The sequence below is a fragment of the Desulfovibrio porci genome (assembly GCF_009696265.1).
Lineage (GTDB): Bacteria > Desulfobacterota > Desulfovibrionia > Desulfovibrionales > Desulfovibrionaceae > Desulfovibrio > Desulfovibrio porci.
Genome location: NZ_VUMH01000006.1, coordinates 29,550 through 44,389, shown reverse-complemented (window position 1 = coordinate 44,389; position 14,840 = coordinate 29,550). Strand labels below are relative to the sequence as shown.

14 protein-coding genes and 1 pseudogene are annotated in these 14,840 nt (G+C 57.3%); 6 read left to right on the top strand and 9 right to left on the bottom strand.

The window, feature by feature from the left end:
* Positions 1-56: 56 nt before the first annotated feature.
* Positions 57-1,019 (bottom strand): DMT family transporter, encoded by a 963-nt coding sequence (locus tag FYJ44_RS07270; protein ID WP_154510713.1) that lies wholly within the window; start codon positions 1,017-1,019, stop codon positions 57-59.
* Between the two features lie 181 nt (positions 1,020-1,200).
* On the opposite strand from FYJ44_RS07270, the gene FYJ44_RS07265 reads away from it, so the two are divergent.
* On the top strand, positions 1,201-1,584 hold the full coding sequence (locus tag FYJ44_RS07265; protein ID WP_326833674.1) for a squalene cyclase: 384 nt from the start codon (positions 1,201-1,203) through the stop codon (positions 1,582-1,584).
* Between the two features lie 169 nt (positions 1,585-1,753).
* Complete coding sequence (locus FYJ44_RS07260; protein ID WP_154510711.1) at positions 1,754-3,394, top strand: outer membrane homotrimeric porin; 1,641 nt, start codon at positions 1,754-1,756, stop codon at positions 3,392-3,394.
* A 254-nt stretch (positions 3,395-3,648) separates the two neighbouring features.
* Here the strand turns inward: FYJ44_RS07260 and FYJ44_RS07255 are convergent, their stop codons facing one another.
* The 4 genes and pseudogenes from FYJ44_RS07255 to FYJ44_RS07245 form a co-directional block, all read right to left on the bottom strand.
* Positions 3,649-4,854, bottom strand: a complete 1,206-nt coding sequence (locus tag FYJ44_RS07255) for an MFS transporter (RefSeq protein ID WP_154510709.1) — start codon at positions 4,852-4,854, stop codon at positions 3,649-3,651.
* A 149-nt stretch (positions 4,855-5,003) separates the two neighbouring features.
* Positions 5,004-5,447 (bottom strand): C-GCAxxG-C-C family protein, encoded by a 444-nt coding sequence (locus FYJ44_RS07250; RefSeq protein ID WP_229772586.1) that lies wholly within the window; start codon positions 5,445-5,447, stop codon positions 5,004-5,006.
* Positions 5,448-5,764: 317 nt separating this feature from the next.
* A pseudogene (locus FYJ44_RS15025) lies at positions 5,765-5,876 on the bottom strand (DapH/DapD/GlmU-related protein); the annotation flags it as partial.
* Positions 5,877-5,881: 5 nt separating this feature from the next.
* Entirely contained in the window at positions 5,882-6,262 is a 381-nt protein-coding gene (locus FYJ44_RS07245; protein ID WP_229772584.1) for a maltose acetyltransferase domain-containing protein, read from the bottom strand.
* A gap of 252 nt (positions 6,263-6,514) precedes the next feature.
* Here FYJ44_RS07245 and FYJ44_RS07240 point away from each other — a divergent pair, with 252 nt between their 5' ends.
* Positions 6,515-7,222 (top strand): SDR family oxidoreductase, encoded by a 708-nt coding sequence (locus FYJ44_RS07240; RefSeq protein ID WP_154510707.1) that lies wholly within the window; start codon positions 6,515-6,517, stop codon positions 7,220-7,222.
* Between the two features lie 4 nt (positions 7,223-7,226).
* Positions 7,227-8,174, top strand: a complete 948-nt coding sequence (locus FYJ44_RS07235; RefSeq protein ID WP_154510705.1) for a helix-turn-helix transcriptional regulator — start codon at positions 7,227-7,229, stop codon at positions 8,172-8,174.
* A 583-nt stretch (positions 8,175-8,757) separates the two neighbouring features.
* On the opposite strand, the gene FYJ44_RS07230 is transcribed toward FYJ44_RS07235, so the two are convergent.
* On the bottom strand, positions 8,758-10,917 hold the full coding sequence (locus FYJ44_RS07230; RefSeq protein WP_154510703.1) for a RelA/SpoT family protein: 2,160 nt from the start codon (positions 10,915-10,917) through the stop codon (positions 8,758-8,760).
* Positions 10,918-11,038: 121 nt separating this feature from the next.
* Here FYJ44_RS07230 and FYJ44_RS07225 point away from each other — a divergent pair, with 121 nt between their 5' ends.
* Both FYJ44_RS07225 and FYJ44_RS14855 read left to right on the top strand, forming a co-directional pair.
* Positions 11,039-11,527 (top strand): hypothetical protein, encoded by a 489-nt coding sequence (locus FYJ44_RS07225; RefSeq protein WP_154510701.1) that lies wholly within the window; start codon positions 11,039-11,041, stop codon positions 11,525-11,527.
* Positions 11,528-11,579: 52 nt separating this feature from the next.
* A complete protein-coding gene (locus FYJ44_RS14855) occupies positions 11,580-11,714 on the top strand; it encodes a hypothetical protein (RefSeq protein WP_268234070.1) in 135 nt (44 codons plus the stop codon).
* Between the two features lie 3 nt (positions 11,715-11,717).
* Here FYJ44_RS14855 and FYJ44_RS07220 read toward each other — a convergent pair whose 3' ends face one another.
* The 3 genes from FYJ44_RS07220 to FYJ44_RS07210 all read right to left on the bottom strand — a co-directional run bounded on the left by FYJ44_RS07220 (position 11,718) and on the right by FYJ44_RS07210 (position 14,735).
* Complete coding sequence (locus tag FYJ44_RS07220; protein WP_154510699.1) at positions 11,718-12,416, bottom strand: LrgB family protein; 699 nt, start codon at positions 12,414-12,416, stop codon at positions 11,718-11,720.
* Positions 12,407-12,787: a CidA/LrgA family protein gene (locus FYJ44_RS07215; protein WP_154510697.1), complete on the bottom strand. Its 381-nt coding sequence runs from the start codon at positions 12,785-12,787 to the stop codon at positions 12,407-12,409. The genes FYJ44_RS07220 and FYJ44_RS07215 overlap by 10 nt, the downstream gene beginning before the upstream one ends.
* A gap of 262 nt (positions 12,788-13,049) precedes the next feature.
* Entirely contained in the window at positions 13,050-14,735 is a 1,686-nt protein-coding gene (locus tag FYJ44_RS07210; protein ID WP_229772583.1) for a peptide-binding protein, read from the bottom strand.
* Positions 14,736-14,840: the final 105 nt, after the last annotated feature.

Here is a 14,840-nt window from a genome sequence, read left to right as displayed (position 1 = left end):
CGCAATGGAATTCGCCTGAAAGAAGGGCCGGACACCTTGAGCGTCCGGCCCTTCTTTCAGGCATGCATGCGCCGCCGTGCGGCCCTGTAGCGGTTCCTGTGCCGGACGTTACGGCGGTGCAGAATGTGGCGCGCCTGCGTGAGCAGGTACACGCCGGACAAAATTCCCACCGCGCCGAAACATTCCTGCCAGTAAAAATCCTCCCCCAGCACGGCGATGCCGACTCCCACACCCATCAGAGGCATGATATTCAGAAAGACGGCGGCCTGCCCGGCGCCCACCGCCTTGATGCCGAGATTCCAGAAGACCATGGCGCAGACCCCGCCCACCCAGACCACATAGGCCATATAGGCCATGCCCGCCGTCGACAGCGGCGCGTAATGCAGTTCGCCCGTGAACAGGCCGTAGACGAAGGTGGTCAGCGCCCCGAACACCCCGGCCCAGGCCGTGGTGGCCAGCGCCGAAAGATGCCGCATGACCCGGAAGCCGATCAGCATATACGCGGCCCAGCCCAATTGGGCGCAAAAGAAAAGTATGTCGCCGTAATTGAAGGAAATATGCAGCAGGGCTTCCAGTGAGCCCTTGCTGAACAATACCAGCACGCCCAAAAGAGAAATGGCGATGCCCAGCCACTGGATGGGCAAAAGCCGTTCGCGCAGAAAGAGCACCGCCAGCAAGGCTGTGACCGCGGGCGTGGTGGAGGCGATCAGGGTGGCGTTGCCTACAGTGGAGTATTGCAAGCCGGTGAACTGGGCCACGTTGTTCACGGCCACGCCGGTCACGCCCATACAGAACAGCGGAAAAAGACTTGCCAGGGGCGGCAGCAGCGGCGTTTTGCGCCGCCAGCGCATGATCAGAAAAATTGTGGCGCTGATCAGAATGAAGCGCACCACGGTCAGGCTCACCGGCGTGATTTCCCGCACGGCAAGCTTGATGAACAGTGGCTGAACGCCCCAGATGGCCGCCGTCAGGGCCAGAAGACCGTAGAATCTTCCCACTGCTTGATGCCGTCGGTTCATGCTCCGCTCTCTTCGCAAGACTTGCTTGACGCGTTCTGCTTCAAATTCCTCACAAATGCAAGCCGTACGTATTTTTTATGAAAATGAATTTCAATTTTATTGACACCAGATCCGTTCTGTGCCAAAGTCACGCCTACACACCTGCAACGCGGAGAAAAGTATGAATTCTTCCTGCACCGCCGTGCAAACCCTGGATGTCAGTCATCGTTTCAGCCATGAAAATCTGCATATTCGCTTCAATACCCGTTTTGATCCGCCGCAAGTCGGCATTCTCATCAACCTTCTTCAACGCTACCATCAGTCCTGTAAGCGTATTTTTATTGATGTCAGACAGGTTGAACAGCCGGATCCACTTGCAGTTACAGCTCTTAAGACCGCCTTTTTGCACGCCGCCTACGAGCCGCAGCGTATTGTCTTCAAGGGCAATAGCGGCTTCGCTCTGGCGGTCAGCGGCAACAGGGTGCTGATCGTTCCGGAAAAGAAGCGGGAAAAACATGTCTGCCGGGGCAACTGCGCCAATTGCCGTTGCGGGCACAAGAAAAGCCCTCAGGTCAAGAGCGCATGACAAGCCGGAAAAGGGAAAATTGGGGGCTTCCGGAACGGCGCGCGAAATTTTTAATTGCTACACTTTTAAAATTCGTGCTACCAAGGTAGCCGCGACAACGCCGTCGGCTCCGGTCGGCCAGGGGGCGCCGGAAAAACGGCGGCATAAACATAGCCCTGAGGAGAGAGGCATGAGCAAAGAAAGGAACAATCCGGGAAGATTCAAGAAACAGTGCATGGTGGCCTTGCTGGCGGCCGGTCTGTTTCTGGGCGCGACGGGGAGCGCCAAAGCCATTGACTTTAAGGTGGCCGGTGAATGGCTGGTGGGCTTCGGCGTGGGCGACTCCAATCTGACCAAACACACGCGCGATGCCCAAGGCGGCCCGAAAACAAAATCCAACAGTAATGATGACTTCGCCGCGGGCCAGCGTGTGCGTCTGCAATTGGACGCGGTGGCTTCCGAAGCCCTGTCCGGCACGGTCTTTTTCGAGATCGGCGACCAGACTTGGGGCAAGGCCGACGAAGGCGGCGCGCTGGGCGCTGACGGCAATAACGTCATCAAAGTCAAGAACGCCTATATCGACTGGCTGGTGCCCCAGACCGATCTGCGTTTCCGCATGGGCCTTCAGGGCGTCGCCCTGCCCAATGTGGCCGGCGGCTCGGCTGTCATGGACGCCGATGCAGCCGCTGTGGTGGCCAACTACCGGTTCAACGAGCATGTGGGGCTCACTGCTCTCTGGATGCGTCCGGTCAACGACAACTTCGGGGGATGGGAAGACAACAACGGCAATGCTCGTGAGTCCAATTATCTGGACAATATTGATTTGTTCGCCCTGAGCCTGCCCTTGAAGTTCGACGGCATTGAGCTGACCCCCTGGGCCATGTACGGCATGATGGGCAAAAATGCTCTGAACGGCAATGACGGCGCTGACGAAAACGGAATCTGGCGCGATGACGGCAAGACCTATCTGGGCGATCCCTGGGGCACGTCGGACGGCAACCTCTCCTACACCCTGACAGGCCGCTATCCCGGCTTTAACGGCACCGGACTGGGCGGAACCAGCAAAGCTTACGGCTCCATGTTCTGGGCCGGTCTGCCCATCGCCATCACCGCCCTGGATCCCTGGAACTTTGAACTGGACCTGAACTACGGCTACGTGGAAGCCATGGGCCGCTACGACGTGATGAAACGCGGCAATCCCAGCGACATCAAACGCGGCAGCAGCGAGCGTCAGGGCTGGCTGGCAAAGGCCCTCATTGAATACAAGATGGACTGGGGCACGCCGGGCATTTTCGGTTGGTACGCTTCGGGCGATGACGGCAATGTGAAAAACGGTTCCGAACGGATGCCTTCCTTGTCCGCCTCCGGCAACTTCACTTCTTTCATGGGCGACGGCAATCTGGCCTGGGCTCCCAACGGCGAATGGTATGACCGCGACCTGAGCTACGCGGGCACCTGGGGCATCGGTCTGCAGTTGCGGGACATGAGCTTTGTGGAAGATCTCAAGCACACCTTCCGCGTGGCCTACTGGGGCGGCACCAACGCCCCCTCCATGGTCAAATACATGGCCAACGCCTCTTCCTGGAGCGACGGCTACGGCACCAACGACGGCCCGTATCTGACCACCAACGACGGCCTGCTGGAATTCAACCTGGTCAACTCCTGGCAGATATACGAGAACCTGGAAGCCAACCTGGAACTGGGCTACATCGTCAACATGATGGACAAGGACACCTGGGAAAAGGACGGCTACTACGGCGGCGCGGGCAATGGCGCCTTTGAAAAGCAGGACGCCTGGAAAGCCCAACTCGTCTTTGCCTACACCTTCTAGCGTTTGAAGCCCTCTGTGTGCGTTTCCTTCCCGCACACAAAGTATAAAGGCCGTTCTCCGTATGAGGACGGCCTTTATGTATCTTCCGCATGCGCGGCGAGCGCGTCATTCAACATGCTCATAAATAACATATTTCTGGCTGATAATGAAAATCACGGCTGCGGGCAGCCACTTTACAGACCGTCTGTATGAAGAAAAAAGAAAGAGACTTACCGTAATATAGAGGAATAGTACAAAGGAAGAAACAATAAGTATCATGAGTCGTTCTCGTCACGGAAAACTGTTTTTGCCTGCAGACGCTTGAGCGCCGCTGTCAGAAAAACAATAGCCACGCCTATGACTATCATGGGCGACAGTGCCCAGCGCAGAGTCAGCCATTCGGACAGCATCCCCACCACCGGAGGACTGGCAAGCAGTCCGAAATACCCGATGGAGGCGACGAATGATATGGCGGCCTGCGGAGAAACCTGGCTGGATTTGCCCGCAAGGCTGAAACAGAGAGGCACTACCGAAGCCATGCCGAACCCCGTCAGGGCAAAGCCTGTTGTTGCCGTCGCCAGTGTGGGCGACAGGAGCGCGAGGGTTAACCCGGCGGCAATGCTTGCGCCGCTTACTTGCAACACGGGAACCACGCTGTAGCGATTGACGAGCGTATCGGCCACCAGACGCCCCACCACCATCGCGCTCAAACAGGCGACGTAGCCCACGCGCACCAGACTTTCCCGCACCTGCACGACTTGGGCGAAATAAACCGCGCTCCAGTCGTAGAGAGCGCCTTCCGTTGCAAAGCTGCCGAAGGCGATGACGCCGAGAAGGATGATGTAAAGATCAGGGCGGATGGAAGACTGTTTTTTCTTCTGTGCGGCGGACCGGACGTCGCGGGGCATGATTGCCGTGCGCAGCAGCACGAGAATCAGGATGGACAGCAGGAACATGGCCCCGAAATGCGGCAGGGGAGGTATTCCCATGGGAGCAACGATGGCCCCGATGACGCCGCCTATGACGGCCCCGACGCTCCACATGCCATGAAAGCTGCTCATGATGCTTCTGCGGTAGAGAAATTCAACGCCCACCGCCTGCGCATTAAGAGAAATATTCAGCATATTGTTGCTGAAGCCGAAAAAGACCAGCGCCGCAAACAGCCAAAGACGACCGGGAGCCACAGGCAGCATCACCAGCGCGGTCGGCATGGCGCACATGCCCAACATGATGGAACGGCGGCTTCCGATATGGCCCACAAACCATGCCGTGGGGGCGATGGCAAGAAGCTGGCCTACAGGCGCGCCGAACAATATGCCGCCAAGCTCGGCGTCGGAAAGCGACAGAGCGTTTTTGATGTCCGGAATGCGTATGGCCCAGGAGGAAAAGAGTATTCCCATGATGAAGAAAAAATGCATCAGGGCCAAACGATAATAGTTTTTGGGCGCATGCGGCAGAAGCGCCGAGAGCGAATGGTTCATAATCTGGGTATCCTGAAAGTTCTTTGCCGAGCGCGTTGCCCGTGTTCTGCGGAAGGCGGCGTCCATCGAAAACATGCTTGATCAGAGATCGGCCCGCCGCAGGCGATACAACGAAAAAGCGGCGGCCAGCCTCAGGGCTGGCCGCCCCCTTAACCGAATGCCCGTTCGTTCAACTGGCGGGACACGAAGCGCAGCAAATCCCGGCAACGGCTGTAGCCGAACTGATCGACAAAGAAGGCGCATTGTGTGCTGCCCATTTCTTTTTCAAAGGCGTCCATCAAGGACGCGCAGGCATCGCCTTTCCCGGCCAGCCCGCTCAACATCAAGGCCACCGTGAGCGCTCCGCAGGTCTGCTTTCTGCCCATGCCCAGGCCGAACCCGGAAGCAAGAGCTTTGGCCTGCTCCTCCCGCAAACCGACCAGATCGGCGTACGTCGTCGCCAGAGCCTGAGCGCAGCTCATGGCGCCGAACCTTCCCGCAGCGGTTTCGGGCCGTTCCGCCAATGCCGTCCCCGCCGTCGCGGCGTCGGCGCGAGGAATGCCGGGCACAGCGCCGATCAGCGCCGCAATGCCGACTGCGCCGCCGGTTTTCAAAAGCATTCTGCGGGAGGAACAGACCCCACATTCGATATTGTTGTTCATGCGATATTGTTGTTCATGCTCGTTTCTCCAAAAACGTTTTGAAGTCAGAAATCCACAGGATCGGGGCGCAGGCCGGAATCGCCGGAATAAGCCATGCCCTTGGCGGCGGCCACAGCAGTATCGCTATCCGGCGTCTGCCCTGTGCCGAACCACGGACAGGGGATGGCGCAATTGTTGCCGAGTCTGAAGGAATCAGCGGGGTTATACAGTGTCGTCCTCCAGTTCCTTAATCTTTTGGGCGGGGACCCCCGCGACGACGCAGTTGTCGGGAACGTCTTTGGTGACTACGGCTCCGGCCGCAACGATGACGTTGTCGCCGATGGTCACGCCGGGCAAAATAGTGCAGTTGCCGCCGATCCAGACGTCATTGCCGATGGTGACGGGTTTTACCTGGGATAGCCTTGCCCGCCGTCCTTTGGCGACAAAGGGTGATTGACCGTGGTGATAAGTGTATTGGGGCCTATCATGCAGTAGTCGCCTATACGTACCGGCGCGGCATCGAGAATGGTCACGTTGTAGTTGGCCAAAAACTCTTTTCCCACATGAATATTCTTTCCATTATCACATTGAAAACAAGGAAGAATCGAAGGATTCGATCCCGCCGATCCAAACAGTCTGGTGATCAGTTCACGTTGTTTGTTTCGATCCGTATGGGCGCTGCTGTTGAGTTCGCGGCATAGCGTCACGGCATTGCCTTTCCGGGCTTTAACCTCCGGATCGGCAAAGCAGAACTCCAGTCCGGCATCAAGCTTTTCCAGTTCCGTCATATGCTATAGTTCCTTGTGTGGGTTGCCGGATTATCTGTTTGGGCTTTCATAGAAATGCCTCCTTCCGAGATGGGAAAAGTTTCCGAGCCTCCATAAAGCTCTTCCGCAAAGGCTGGCCGTTTTGAGGGGAGCCAATGCGTGGTGGAGGCAACTATAGAAATTCCAAGGGAAAAATCAGCGCTAAATATTAATGAATCATGTGGTATTTTCTCATATTATGTGATACGAGAACGATACAAAGGGAGGGGAACCATGTTCAAAAACAAAGTGGCGGTCATCACAGGCGGGGCGCAGGGGATCGGGAAAACCACTGCCGAGGAGTTCCAAAAAAATGGAGCAATTGTTTGTATCATAGACAAACGCCCCAATGCGTATTTTACCGGCGATCTGGCTGATGAGCGGGCTTTGTCCCGTTTTGCCGGGCAGGTCATCAGTGATTACGGGAAGGTGGATTATCTGATCAACAACGCCTTGCCGCTGATGAAAGGGCTTACTGACTGCACGTATGAGGAATTCAACTATGCTCTGCGGGTAGGCGTAACCGCTCCGTTTTATCTGGCCAAACTGTTTCTGCCGCACTTTGCCCCCGGCGCTGTCATCATCAATATTTCATCTTCCCGCGACCGCATGAGTCAGCCGCAGACCGAGAGCTATACGGCAGCAAAGGGCGGGATTGCGGCATTGACCCATGCGCTGGCCGCCAGCCTTGCGGGTAAAGTGCGGGTCAACTCCGTTTCCCCCGGTTGGATTGATACCGCCTTTACCGAGTACAGCGGCCCGGATGCGGTACAGCATCCGGCAGGCCGGGTCGGCAATCCGCTGGATATCGCCAACATGGTGCTGTTCCTTTGTTCGGATAAGGCCGGTTTCATTACGGGCGAAAATATCTGCATCGACGGCGGCATGACAAAACAGATGATCTATCACAACGACTTTGGCTGGACACTACGCAAGGAGTGATAGCATGTATCCCTTACTGGAGTCCGCAATCAACCATCTGGGGGAACATTTTGCCCGGCGCAACTGGAAATATCTGGATGTTCCGTCTGGAAGCCCAAAAGAAAAAACCTACGAATGGCCCGGAAGCCCAGATGAAAAAATCATGATCTGCGTCCATAATGGGCCGGATATACAAGAGATGTTTCATAGACAGGATTTTTTCTTTTTCAATTTTGCTTATAAAGGCGACTATGGAGCACTCAGTTATAAATATGACAACCATATCACTGTCCACGAAAACGAGTGCTATATCGGCCAGCCCCACACCGGATACGCCTTGTCAGCCCACAGTGAAGAGAACATCATCATTGTCGGTATCCTGATCCAGAAGGAAACGTTTTTTAAAACATTTCTGCCGGTGCTGTCGGCGGATGCCAAGCTCTTCCATTTTTTCCTCAATCCACAGACCAACGAATACTCGGAAGAATTCATCCATTTGCGGTTTGACGACTCCTGTTGTGTCCGGATGTTGTTGGATATGATGGTGATTGAGTATGCCAATCCCCGGGAGGATACGCAGGATATTCTTCAACCCATAGTGTTGACGCTTTTGATGTTGGTGGCGCGGCAATATAAACATTCAAACCCTGTTTCGGGTGATGCTCGCTTGTCGGATCAAATAGTCCGCTATATGGGAGAGCATACGGATGCGGTCACCCTGAAAGATATCGCAAAACATTTTTCCTACCACCCGAACTACATTTCCACCCTGTTGCGCCGGGAAATCGGAAAGTCATTTTCTGAAATCCTGCTGGAACTGCGGATGGAACGGGCACTCAGCCTGCTCAAGGGCACCAGCCTCTCCATAGAAAAAATTGCCCTGATGCTTGGGTACAGCAACAGCAGCAATTTTTATAAAGCATTCCGTGAGTATTACGGAAAATCTCCGCGAGATTATATAGCCGCGAAATGAATCTATCCGTTTGAATTGTCAGGTATACACCCGAATTTTTCTCTTCAGTCTTACCCTTGGTAAAATCTGTCCAGCCTCGCGTCAAAGGAACTTTTGTCATCCTGATTTTCGGCGGGTAGATTTTAGGGTATCAAAATTTTTCATAAATTTTATTTTTATATTTCAATAAAATATCATACAAAATAAGTGCTAGCTACACACTGCTATACGCCACGAAATGTGAAAATTGCGGTGAGCTGCCAGGGAGTTTTTTTACTGGAAAAATTTGTCTGCTTGAAGCCGATAAGGTCTTCTGAGAGCCAGAAAAAATGCCGGTATAAAAAATGGTATAAAAATTCAAAAAATATTTTTATATAATTTATTTCAACATATTACATTTATAGCGCAAATCCGCTTTGAATTGCTCTAAGCGCTGTTTCTCAATAAGGATTTTCGTTCTCTGGCAAGGAAGGCGGGGCCTGGGCGAAGGGAGTATATTCAAACATATTCGACTGTCGCATGGGGCGAACCCGCCGCAGGCAGAGGGCGAAAGGACAATTTAGAAACAGCTCCTAACGGCAAAACTTCTTTCTTTGGCATTCCCTCACACGTCCTCGGTGTCGCGCACCACTTCCAGAATGGACGGCAGGGCGCGGATGGCTTCAATGAGCTGATAGAGCTGGGTGGCGTCGCGCACTTCCACAGTAAAACGCAGTTTGGCGCGGCCGTCCACCAGATTGTCCATGCTCAGGCCGGTGATGTTCACGTTGTTTTTGGACAGTATCTGAGCCACTTCCGCCAGTACGCCCTGCACGTTTTTGGCGATAATGAAAATGCCCGCTTCGTAGGGTTTTTCCTCCGCGCCGTCCCAGTGCACGGAGATCAGGCGCTCCGGCTCCATATTGGCCACATTGGGGCAGTCGGCGCAGTGCACGCTGACGCCCATGCCCCGGCTGATATAGCCGATGATGGGGTCGCCCGGCACCGGATTACAGCATTTGGCGAAGCGCATCAGGACCCCGTCCACGCCGGAAATGCCCACGCCCTCGGTCTTGCGGACGGCCTCTTCCCTGCTTTCCTTGACGCTGGGGGTCGCGGGCGCGGTCGGCGCGGCCTCATTGGGATGCAGCACGGCATAGAGGCGGTTCAGAATCTTGCGCGGGGTCAGGTGGGCGTAGCCCACGGCGGCGATCAGGTCGTCCACGCTCTCGAAATTCATCTCCTGCGCCACCAGGGCCAGATGCCCTTCCTTGAGGGCCTTGGCCACATTCAGGCTGGCCTTGCGGCCTTCCTTCTCCAGCATGTCGCGCCCCAGGGTCACGGCGCGGGCCCGTTCCTCGGTGCGCAGATAGCGCTGGATGCGGCTGCGGGCCTTGGCGGTCTTGACCAGCTTGAGCCAGTCCCGATTGGGATTGCGCGCCGGGTCCGTGACGATTTCCACGATGTCGCCGTTCTTCAGCTCCGTGCTCAGGGGCATGAGACGGCCGTTGACCTTGGCCCCGGCGCAGTGCTGTCCCACCTTGGTGTGGATCAGAAAGGCGAAATCCAGAGGCGTGGCTCCCTCGGGCAGCTCCTTGACGTCTCCGGCCGGGGTGTAGACGTAGACCTCGTCCTTGAAGAGGTCCATCTTCAGCGCGTGCATGAATTCGCGCGAATCCGTCTCGTCGCCCTGGCGCTCAAAAATTTCCCGCAGCCAGGAGAACTGCTCCAGATCCTTGCTGTTGACCCGTCCTTTTTCCTTGTACAGCCAGTGCGCGGCCACGCCGTGCTCGGCCTGACGGTGCATGTCCTCGGTGCGGATCTGGATTTCGATGCGCTCGCCCTCAGGTCCGATGACCGTGGTGTGCAGGCTCTGGTAGCCGTTGGCCTTGGGCATGGAAATATAGTCCTTGAAGCGCCCGTGCACGGGCCGCCACTGCGAGTGCACCAGACCCAGCACCGCGTAACAGTCCTTGATGTCCTTGACCAGCACGCGAAAGGCCATGATGTCGTGCATTTCGTCCAGGGTCAGGGACTGGGACTGCATCTTCTTGTAAATGCTATACTTGTGCTTGATGCGGCCATAGACCTGCCCCTGAATCTGGTTGGAGGCCAGCAGATCCTGTATCAGGCCCACCACCTTGTCGATGATGTGCTTTTCCACCACCTGATGCTTGTCCAGCCAGTGATCGATCTGGTTGAAGACATCCGGCCGCAGATACTTGAAGCTCAGATCCTCCAGGTTGCGCTTGAGCAGATACAGGCCCAGACGGTTGGCCAGGGGGGCGTAAATGTCCATGGTTTCCTGGGCGATGCGCTTCTGCTTGTGGGCTTTCTGGAAATCCAGGGTGCTCATGTTGTGCAGGCGGTCGGCCAGTTTGACCATCAGCACGCGCATATCGTGGCTCATGGCCAGAATCATCTTGCGGATGTTCTCGGCCTGGGCTTCCTCCTTGTTTTCAAAGGGGATCATGCTGATCTTGGTGACCCCGTCCACGATATCGGCCACTTCCTCGCCGAAATTCTCGTCGATCTCCTCAATGGTGGCCTTGGTGTCCTCCACCGTGTCGTGCAGCAGGCCCGCGGCCACCGTGGGTTCATCAAAGCCCATGTCCGCCAGGGTGTCGGCCACGGCCAAGGGATGGGAAAGGTAGGGCTCGCCGGAAAGGCGCGTCTGCCCGGCGTGGGCTGTGGCGGCGAACACATAGGCCCGCTGGATCAGTTCCAGATCGGCGTTCTGATTGTTGGCCGCCACTTTATCGAGAATTTCCTGAATGCGAATCATGGGGTCAGCCCTGCCGGAAGTATGAAAAATGTACGGGAAGAGGCGTTTTTTCGACTATGTTCCGACAAGCGCGGGCTTGTCAACGGCGGAAAGGGATCCCGCGTCTCGGAGTCTCCGGTATTTGTCGGTATTTTTCTTGCATGCCCAAAGTTCAACGGCAGAAATTTCCAGTCATAACGCAGTGGCGTCTGTGCCGCGTGGAGGCTGCAGTGTCCATCAACATCTCAAGCGCGCTTTCCACTGGTCTTTTCACGAATCCGCGCGCTCCGCACGGCGTAGTGCATCCACTGACGCCGAAGCTGATTGTGGAGATCAGGTCAGCTTTTCCCAGGAGGCCCTGGCTCTGGCGAAACAGGCCCTCTACCGGCGACAGACCGCCGGTCGGGGGCTTGCCGTTCAGGACCGGCAGGACCAGGCCGATGCCGACAGCACGGACAACCGGCAAAAACTGTTTCAGCAATTCCGTTCCTACGTGCACAGGGACGGCATAAATTTCCCCGGCATGAGCGCCGCCGAAACGGAAGAACGCTCTCAAACCGAGGCCATATCGGAGTCCCGACAGGCTGGAGAAGCGGACGAAAAAATCAACAAAAAAAATTTCCGGCATTGAACGGCAGTTAAAGGATCTGACAAGCCAACTGGAACAGGTGCTGGCCTCGGATATGCCTGACGCCGCCAAAGAGGAACTGGCCTCAGGCATCAAGAAAAAGATAGACGAGCTGTTGGGTCAACTACAGGCGTTGAAAACAGCGGATCAGGCCGGACAAGACGCGCGGGCGGACGCATCCGGAAACTGACGGCTAGCCGCCGTGAACCATTCCCAGCAGCCAGACCACAGGGGGCGCGAACGCGGCAGTGAGCAGGCCCGCCAGGATCATGGCCAGACCGGCCATGGCCCCGGCCTCCTCATTTTCCTGAAGGGCCGCCGCCGTGCCCTGGGCATGGGAGATGGTGCCCAGCGTCAGCCCGCGCGCGAAAGGGGAAGCGACGCGCGCCAGCGTCAGCGCCCAGGCTCCCAGCAAGGATCCCAGCGTCCCTGTGGCCACCACAAAAGCAGCGGCCAGGGAGGGGATGCCGTCATAAATGGCGGCAATTTCCACCGCGAAAGGAATGGAAACCCCCTTGGCGAGAATGGACATGACAACCTGGCGCGGCAGCCCCCCGGCCTGGGCCATGAGCCCGGCGGAAAACATGGCCGCGAAGGCCCCCGCGCTCACGCTGACGAGAATGGCCGGGGCATTGCGCCAGAGCAGCTTTCTGTAACGGTACAGCGGCAGCGCAAGGCTGACCGTGGCCGCGCCGATCAGGCTGGTCATCAGTTTTTTTGCGGGTTCATACGTGCTGTAGGGCAGACCGCAGAGCAGCAGTACGGCGATAATCACGGCCGCGCTGATGCCGACGACGTTGATCAGCGGATGCCGGTAGCGCAGATACAGACGGAGCACACACTGGTAAACAAGCAGCGTGCCCGCCACGCACAGAAACGTCGTCAGGAACATTGCGCTTTTTCCTTCTCCGGCCTGCGGCGCAACGCCCCGGCCAGCCAGCCGGTCACCAGCAGAGGCAAGGCCGTGCTGCCGACAATGGCCCCCAGCAAGACCCAGCCATAGTCATAAAAGACCTCGCCCCAGTTCATCAGGCCCACGGCCACGGGAATGAAAAAGAAGACCAGGTGCCTGAGAAGAAAGGAAGCTGCCTCGCTTATCCAGCGTTCCTTGACGACGCCCGCGCTCAGCAGGAGGAAAAGTACCATGATACCCAGAACATTGCCGGGAACGGGCAGATCCAGCACCGTGACCGCATAGTCCGCCAGCCAGGCAATGGCGGCGAGCACAGCCGTCTGCCAGAGCAAGCGCCAGGTTTGTCGCATACCACACTCTCATAAAAAATTGCAGCCAAATTGTTCCGGCGAGTCCGTTTTCACGGACAGCCGCCAGTCCGGGTCGGTTTCATACCGCAATCCCGGCCTGAAGGCCAGCCATCTCCGGCCAATCCGAGGGCAGACGCCTTTACTTCCCTCATCCCGCGAACGTCACCGGCGCAGCCGGAACGTGAGCCGGGGGCTGGTGTTGCGGGAATTTTGCAAAATTGACGATTTTTCCCTCTTCCGCCTGCCCGAAATGAGCGACGCCCTACTCCACCACTTCATAACGCTGCAAGGCCTTGGGCACCCACCACTTGTCGAAATTGTACATGATCCCGGCCAGAGCCGGCCGGATGCCCATGAAACGGCGCTGCACCACGGGCAGGGCGTAAGGTACGAACAAAAAGCAGTAGGGCTGGTCATCGGCCAGGATTTCCTGAACCCTGGCGTACAGGCGCGCGCGCACGGCCTGATCCGGCGTGGCGCGCGCCTCTTCCAGCAGGCGGTCCAGTTCGGGATTTTTATAGTGAGTGAAGTTCAGGCCGCCGTCATGGGCCTGGGAGGAATGCCAGACCTGAAAAATGTCCGGGTCCTGGGTGATGGTCCAGCCCAGAATCACGGCGTCAAAGCGGCCCTTGTTGACGAATTCGCGGATAAAGGCCGCCCACTCCACCGTGCGGATGCGCACGTCGATGCCCACGGCCCGGAGCTGGGACTGGATCACCGTGGCCGTGAGAATGCGCTGCTCGTTGCCCTGATTGGTCAGGATGGTGAAGGCCAGGGGCCTGCCGTCCTTGTCCAGCACGCCGTCGCCGTCCGTATCCCTGAAACCGGCCTCGGCCAGCAGGGCGCGGGCCGCCGCCACATCCCGGGCCACGGGCTTGAGCGTGGGGTGATAGGCCCAGGAACCGGGCTTGAACGGCCCGAAGGCCGGTACGCCCTGCCCCAGCAGCACGCCCTTGACGATCTCGTCGCGGTCGATGGCCATGGAAACGGCCCGGCGCACCCGGATATCCTTGAAAAAGGGATGTTCCAGATTGAAGCCCAGAAAGACATAGACCGAAGCCAGATAGCGATATTTGTGAAAACGTTCTTCCCAGAGCGGGCCGGAGGTCTGCCGCAGATACTGGAGCGGGCTCAGGTCCATGACATCCAGACGCCCGGCGCGGGTTTCCATGAACATGGTGGCGCCGTCCGGAATAATCCTGTAAACCACTTCGCTGATGTGGGGTTTGCCGTCGAAATAAGTAGGCGATGCCGTGAGCGTGATGCGGCTGCCCGGCTCCCAGGACTTCAGGCGATAGGGACCCGCGCCCACGGGCTTGCGGGCAAAAGGCGTCTCGCGGATGTTCTGCCCTTCCAGAATGTGCTTGGGCAGGATGGGGCTCATCCAGGAAGATACGGCCCTGGCGAAGAACTGCTCGTAGCGCACCTCAAAGCGGTAGCGGTCCAGCACGCGCAGTTCTTTGATCCGTAAAAAATCCTCGGCATAAGGGCTGCCCGTGGCCGGGTCAATGATCAATTTGTAGGTAAAGGCCACGTCCTCGGCCGTGAGTTCCCGCCCGTCCTCCCAGAGAATGCCCTTGCGCAGGGTGAAGCGCATCAGCCGCCCGCCCTCCTCCATGCTCCAGGATTCGGCCGCCCACGGTTCGGGCTGCAAATCCTTGTTGTAGCGCAGCGGGGCCACATAGAGCATGTCGGCCACCTCATGCGAGGCCGAATCCGAGGTCAGGTAGGGAATCAGGTTGGAGGCCTCGCCGATGCTGCCGAAAAGAATGCGGTCGCCGTAGCTCTCCCCGGCCGGGGTGCCGTTTCCGGCGGCGCGGGGCGCGTCCTCCACGGGCATGTCCCGCGAAACATCCGCCGCCGCGAAGGCCTGACGGGCTTCCGGCGGACAGAAAGCCCCCAGCCAGAGGGAAAATATGACGGCGGGAATCAGGAATATTTTTTTCATAATTTGCGCGCTTGCGGTTGCTTTCATCCTGTAACCTGTGCTAAATGTCGCAAATGTCAGAACAGCGCTCTGCGTCCGGCAATTCCGGGGGGGATTGTCTGACGC

Coding starts and splice junctions, on each gene's coding strand:
- FYJ44_RS07270 (WP_154510713.1), bottom strand. CDS start 1,019: ATGAACCGACGGCATCAAGCAGTGGGAAGATTCTACGGTCTTCTGGCC.
- FYJ44_RS07260 (WP_154510711.1), top strand. CDS start 1,754: ATGAGCAAAGAAAGGAACAATCCGGGAAGATTCAAGAAACAGTGCATG.
- FYJ44_RS07255 (WP_154510709.1), bottom strand. CDS start 4,854: ATGAACCATTCGCTCTCGGCGCTTCTGCCGCATGCGCCCAAAAACTAT.
- FYJ44_RS07245 (WP_229772584.1), bottom strand. CDS start 6,262: ATGACGGAACTGGAAAAGCTTGATGCCGGACTGGAGTTCTGCTTTGCC.
- FYJ44_RS07240 (WP_154510707.1), top strand. CDS start 6,515: ATGTTCAAAAACAAAGTGGCGGTCATCACAGGCGGGGCGCAGGGGATC.
- FYJ44_RS07235 (WP_154510705.1), top strand. CDS start 7,227: ATGTATCCCTTACTGGAGTCCGCAATCAACCATCTGGGGGAACATTTT.
- FYJ44_RS07230 (WP_154510703.1), bottom strand. CDS start 10,917: ATGATTCGCATTCAGGAAATTCTCGATAAAGTGGCGGCCAACAATCAG.
- FYJ44_RS14855 (WP_268234070.1), top strand. CDS start 11,580: ATGCCTGACGCCGCCAAAGAGGAACTGGCCTCAGGCATCAAGAAAAAG.
- FYJ44_RS07220 (WP_154510699.1), bottom strand. CDS start 12,416: ATGTTCCTGACGACGTTTCTGTGCGTGGCGGGCACGCTGCTTGTTTAC.
- FYJ44_RS07215 (WP_154510697.1), bottom strand. CDS start 12,787: ATGCGACAAACCTGGCGCTTGCTCTGGCAGACGGCTGTGCTCGCCGCC.
- FYJ44_RS07210 (WP_229772583.1), bottom strand. CDS start 14,735: ATGAAAAAAATATTCCTGATTCCCGCCGTCATATTTTCCCTCTGGCTG.